A 5709-nucleotide genomic window follows, 5' to 3' on the forward strand; every position below is an offset into this window, starting at 1 on the left:
AGTAGGACGTCGCCAAGCGAAAAACCACTGTCGATGTAATCGATGGTGGTTTTTATTTGTTTTTATAAGAATTGTTTTTTTGGATATTTAGATGAAATGCAGATTTAGAGATTGTCCGACTAAGGATATATGCTGTAGCGTGATGTCAGCAGCTTCTCTGTTATATAACATGATCATAAAATTGACGTAAACAGATGAAGATTTTGTTACCGATACCATGCCGAAAATCAGTATAATAGAATTAGGCAAAATCGGGTAGCGATTACCGATTTGCGCAGGCTGTAGGAAATAAGGCCTGATTGGAAGGTTCTCCATTAACCAACCAACTACGAACACTCATCTGGAGACCGGTTATTGTGGGGGAAGGAGGACAATTACATGTTGTGTAAACGTGGTCTGCATGTGGCAGAGATGATCTGTGCGGTTACGATATTGTTGATCGGATCCGGATGCGGGGCATCTACCGAACCAAGCTGGAAAACCTTTGATGGGGCGGCGAATGTGAAGTCATTCCCGGTTCCGAAGGAAGCGAATAAAACGGAGCAAACAACAGGCAATAGTGACTTGGATTATGTACGGTATGCGCTTCCTGGCCTGAAGGAAAGCGACAGCATTCCTGAAGCTTACTTGGAAGAGATTGAGTCCTGGGGATGGAAGCCGAAGGAAGTTGAAGATAACGGTTCTTCGTTAGTATTTGAAAAAGGCAAAAGTATCGTCCACCTATCGGTACATGACGATTTTCTTATAATTACGGTTCCGACTCAGCTTAAAAAACAAGCCATACAAGGATTAGAAAGCAATAAAGCCAATGAATAAAGACCTCTTCCCGACTTCGGAATGAGGTCTTTATTCATTGATGAAACGGAAATAGGGTTTATAGCGCTATGTAGTGATGGACGCAGAATTCTAACATTATTGCAGGTAGTAAGAGATGTCCTGCTCATTCATTTTCAACATGCCATCTTTACGCTGGCCGCTCAGACGCAGCATGGTATAGCCGCGCGGGAGAAGGAACCACAGATGCCAGACCAGAAGCGTGATTGCAAAAGGCAGCGGTGACCAGAAGGCCATGATAGCGCTTAAGACAATCCCTACCCAACAGGTATAGAACTGCACTAAATTAAATACGCGACGGCTGACGTGTTGATCCGGTATATAACCAAGCCAAGGCAACCTCAGACGGAAGCGCCAACGTTTTCGGTAGCTTGCTCCCAATAGGACGAGCACGGTATGCCCGACCACATATTGGATCCATAACATAAGCGGAAAGGCGATTAGCAGATAGAGCAGGAAATACGGTGACACCCAGAATGTCCCTGCAGCCGCAGCAAGCCAAGGCAGAGTTAAGTAGAGGATGAGCAAGCTTTTGGAAAATTGAATTTTCTTAATTAATCGATAGTGATAAAAGGTGGCTTGACCATGTTGATCTGCCATTGGGCTATGCCGTCCCCCTTTAGGTAGAAGTAAATTACGATAGACGGGAAATTTAAGTCTTTTATGTTTTTATCGGACAAAATCATATTTTTATTAAGCTGAAAAAAAAGGTACAGACACAAGGCCACCAAGGGGTACATATACATAAAGCGAAGAACGATATCCTATGAAAAGGTTTAAAATAATAGAAACTGTGTCATACTAATAGGAAAAGGATCAAGGTGGGATGGTTATGGAAGAATTGACCGAACACGTGTGTATCATATGCAATCAGGCGAAGACAGAGGGGATTACCATTGTTTCGCAATTCGTATGCGAGGAATGTGAATCCGAAATCGTTCATACCAGCGCGGAAGATGCCAAATATCATTTTTTCATCCGTCAATTAAAACAAATTGCCATGCCGAAAAATGCATAGGCGCGGGTACACGCGTCAAATGGGCCTGAATACAAGGCCTTTTTTTGTTTAGAGGGGACTTTCCGTGCATGGAGACGTAGGCGTAGGTTTCAAATTGCGTTAAAATAGGTTAGAGAATGTAATCCGAAGGGATATATCGATGACTACACATAGAGAGCGTGCCCCACTAGCAGAGGCTTTAATGAGGTATCGAGAACGTGGGGCTTCATCTTTTCATGTACCTGGTCATAAAAATGGCAGGGCATATGCGGGAGAAGGTAAGGCTGCGGAGATGCTGCGAGAGGCCATGCGCATTGATGTGACGGAAATTACCGGAACCGATGATTTATTTCATCCTGAAGGCGTTATTCAGGAAGCACAGGAACTGGCCGCAGATTGTTTTGGCGCAGAGGAAAGCTTCTTCCTGGTGGGTGGGAGTACAGCTGGCAATTTAGCGCTAATCTTGACGGTTTGCCGTGAACCGGGCGAAATTGTGCTTGTACAGCGGAACGTACATAAGTCCGTGTTGAACGGATTGATGCTGGCCGGTGCAAGGGCGGTATTTCTTCAGCCGGAGCTGGACAAGCAGAGCGGTTTAGCCGTTGCTCCCTCTGCAGCTACACTCGCAGCTGCTCTTGAGACCTATCCGGAGGCCCGGGGGGCGATCATCACGATGCCGAACTACTACGGGATGGGGAGCGACTTAAGGCCGCTCGCGGAAGCTTGCCATGAGTTCGGCATTCCACTACTCGTGGATGAAGCGCATGGAGCTCATTACGGACAGCACCCCCAGCTGCCGATGAACGCTTTGTCATGCGGCGCGGATGGTGTGGTTCAATCCACACACAAGATGTTAGCCGCCATGACGATGGGAGCCATGCTGCATGTACAGGGCGGGCTGCTCGACCGCAGCCTGCTGCGCCAGCGGCTGGCCATGGTGCAGAGCTCCAGCCCCTCGTACCCGCTCATGGCTTCGCTGGACTTGGCGCGGCGCCTGCTGCACACGCAGGGCGCAGACGCCTTCACGGCTAGCCTGGCCGCCGTGGAGGCCTTCCGGCGCGGCCTCGCGAAGCTGCCGCGCTTCGGGCTGCTGCAGCCGCCGCAGCCCGGGGGCCACGCCGCGGGCACAGCCGCTGCGGCGTATACCCGCCAGGACCCGTTCAAGGCGGTCATATATGACCGCACCGGGTCCCTGAGCGGGTATGCACTCCAGCGCGAGCTAGAGGCGCGCGGCTGTGTGCCGGAGATGAGCGACGAGCTACGCGTCGTCTTATTGTTTACGTTGGGATCCACTCGGGAAGATGCGAATCACGTCTTATGGGCACTTGTGCATATTGTAGAGCAGGGGGAGAAGACAGAAGGCATCGAAACCGAACTAGGCACTACGGCAGAGAGCACGGAATTACTGATCCGGACATTGCGGGATCAGGGGGATTTCATGAGTTATGAGCCGCGAGTGGCCCACGAAAATATGGATTCCGTCCATTTCGATGACGATGCTAACTTGTTAACTGAAGCAAGACCAGTCTCCGATGTTTCCACGTGGAACAATTTGCCCACGGAGATTCCTTATTCGGCCCCAATTCCTTTCTCGCTGAAGCCGATTGACAGGGAGCGGTTAGAATCAGTGCCGTTAGAGAAGAGCGCTGGGCGAAAGGCAGCGGAGATGGTTATTCCCTATCCGCCAGGTATACCGATCTTATACCCAGGTGAAGTCATATCAGCGGTAATGAAACAGAGGCTCCTGGCTTTAAGGAATGCAGGGGCGAAATGCCAGGGGATATCCGATCCAGCACTGCAAACCATTGTCGTTTATAAGGAAACGTGAAGGAAGAGACTCCACTATACGTTGGTAAATATACCGGAGCGTATAACATCGAGCTCAACGATCAACAAATGATGAAAGCAGGATACGCTATGAATAATCGCAGACCACTATTTATTACCATCGAAGGAGGAGACGGATCCGGTAAAACGACCATGATAGGCAGACTTGCCGCTTTTATGCAGAATCATTCGATCCCGTATCTGATTACACGCGAGCCCGGCGGCATTGAGATTGCGGAGAAGATCCGCTCTATTATTCTCGATCCGGAGCATACCGCGATGGATGCACGAACTGAAGCATTGTTGTATGCGGCTGCCCGCCGCCAGCATCTTGTGGAGAAGGTGGAGCCAGCTTTGAGTCAGGGCTTGACTGTGCTGTGTGACCGATTCGTGGACAGCAGTCTGGTTTACCAGGGATATGCACGTGGACTGGGTATGGAGGAGGTATGGAACATCAATCAATTTGCGATCGATACCCGCATGCCGGATCTAACGCTGTTGTTCGATGTGGAGCCGAAGATTGGTATGTCACGGATCACGGCGAATGCAGATCGGGAATTAAATCGACTGGATATGGAGACCATGGCATTTCACGAGAAGGTTAGGGAAGGCTATCTATTGGTAGCAGAGCGTAATCCGGATCGAATTCGCATTGTGGATGCTTCCAAGACGCCGGCTCAGGTGGAAAGAGAAATGATTCGTCACTTGGAAGACGCGATATTAAAGGATTTTTGAGGTTGTTTGTCAAATAAGTAGTGTTAAGGACAGATGATGTCCAAATAAACAAGGAGGGTTTACCATGAAATTGATTGTTGCGATTGTCCAGGATAAAGATAGCAACCGTCTCTCCGCCGCATTGGTCAAAGCAAATTTTCGGGCAACAAAGCTTGCAAGTACAGGCGGCTTCCTGAAGGCGGGAAACACCACCTTTATGATCGGGGTAGACGATTCACAGGTTGAAAGTGTGCTCAGCGTCATTCGCACAAGCTGTAAGGTTCGTGAACAGCTGGTCACTCCGGTAACCCCAATGAGTGGTACAACCGATTCCTACTTGCCGCTTCCGGTCGAAGTGCAGGTTGGTGGCGCAACGGTGTTTGTCCTCCCTGTAGAACGATTCGAACATTTCTAAATTCATTTTCTGGATCTGCGATAGATACGTAACGGATGTTTTTATTGGGATATTTGACGGCTGTGCTCTCTCCTGTAACCAAAGTCTTCTGAAGCACTTCTGTATCATAATAAAAATAGTTACCGTAGATCGCCGCACTCGGGAGATGGTTTTAATAGATGGATGATCTCGATGGATTCCGGAAAATCACCCAATTTATCGATAATTATCGATGAATCGCTTGACAAGCAAACCATTTCAAGGTACGTTCACGTGAGGCATAGGTTTGTTCGATATGAACGTACCAGGTGCCTCCGTTTTATTAGATGCAAAGAATAACGCAAGAGGCGGTGGATCAGATGAAAATCAATCCGGGCTTTCGGCCCATGAAAAGTGAACTCACGGTGCCGGATGGCAACGCCAGACCGATTCAGCAGCGATCGTTCTCGGATATGATGCAGCAGCAGGGAGAACGCGCGACCCATGAAGAGTTGAGTCGTCAAATGCGTGAAATTGCAATGCAAGGCGATCGTTTGGCAAAAGTGATGACCGTTCGGGAGCTAAAAGCGTATAAATTGATGGTTCGCCGATTCCTGGAGGAAACAGTGCGTCGCGGTGTGAAAATGAAGGAAACGCGCGGCTGGGACCGCCGGGGACGCGGCAAGCGTTATAATGTAATCGATGAAGTCGATTCTGCGCTGCTCGCGATGGCGGATGAACTGCTGGATACGGAGCAGGGGAGAATTGATTTGTTGAACAAGGTTGGGGAAATTCGAGGCATGCTGATCAATCTTGTATTTTAGAGGTTGTTCAAAAAGTCCGCTTTTGATAAGAAAACCCCTATCGAGGCCACTTCAAGGATGAGCGACCGCGATGCATAGGTAGGTTTTCTTGCGATATAGAATTTCACCAGTTCCACTGGTAACTCATAAATTCTATATCT

At 48.9% G+C, this 5709-nt stretch carries 7 protein-coding genes; 6 read left to right on the top strand and 1 reads right to left on the bottom strand.

All coding sequences use genetic code 11. The features are described from left to right. Positions 1-378 precede the first annotated feature (378 nt). Positions 379-816, top strand: coding sequence for a hypothetical protein (locus ABEW73_RS32365; RefSeq protein ID WP_430171334.1), 438 nt, complete (start codon positions 379-381; stop codon positions 814-816). Between the two features lie 96 nt (positions 817-912). Here ABEW73_RS32365 and ABEW73_RS32370 read toward each other — a convergent pair whose 3' ends face one another. Then, positions 913-1434, bottom strand: coding sequence for a hypothetical protein (locus ABEW73_RS32370; protein ID WP_430171332.1), 522 nt, complete (start codon positions 1432-1434; stop codon positions 913-915). Positions 1435-1666: 232 nt separating this feature from the next. Here ABEW73_RS32370 and ABEW73_RS32375 point away from each other — a divergent pair, with 232 nt between their 5' ends. The 5 genes from ABEW73_RS32375 to ABEW73_RS32395 all read left to right on the top strand — a co-directional run bounded on the left by ABEW73_RS32375 (position 1667) and on the right by ABEW73_RS32395 (position 5569). Further along, positions 1667-1852: a sigma factor G inhibitor Gin gene (locus ABEW73_RS32375; protein ID WP_430171330.1), complete on the top strand. Its 186-nt coding sequence runs from the start codon at positions 1667-1669 to the stop codon at positions 1850-1852. Positions 1853-1991: 139 nt separating this feature from the next. Next, positions 1992-3659 (top strand): aminotransferase class I/II-fold pyridoxal phosphate-dependent enzyme, encoded by a 1668-nt coding sequence (locus tag ABEW73_RS32380; RefSeq protein WP_430171329.1) that lies wholly within the window; start codon positions 1992-1994, stop codon positions 3657-3659. Positions 3660-3748: 89 nt separating this feature from the next. After that, complete coding sequence (gene tmk / locus ABEW73_RS32385; protein WP_430171327.1) at positions 3749-4393, top strand: dTMP kinase; 645 nt, start codon at positions 3749-3751, stop codon at positions 4391-4393. A gap of 64 nt (positions 4394-4457) precedes the next feature. Continuing rightward, the gene (locus ABEW73_RS32390; RefSeq protein ID WP_006207400.1) at positions 4458-4787 is read left to right on the top strand and encodes a cyclic-di-AMP receptor; all 330 of its coding nucleotides are present in this window, start codon (positions 4458-4460) and stop codon (positions 4785-4787) included. 338 nt (positions 4788-5125) lie between these two features. Further along, the gene (locus tag ABEW73_RS32395) at positions 5126-5569 is read left to right on the top strand and encodes a YaaR family protein (protein ID WP_076326561.1); all 444 of its coding nucleotides are present in this window, start codon (positions 5126-5128) and stop codon (positions 5567-5569) included. Positions 5570-5709 lie beyond the last annotated feature (140 nt).

This window comes from Paenibacillus lautus, from assembly GCF_050482385.1.
In the GTDB taxonomy this organism is placed as follows: Bacteria; Bacillota; Bacilli; order Paenibacillales; family Paenibacillaceae; genus Paenibacillus_AQ; species Paenibacillus_AQ lautus_B.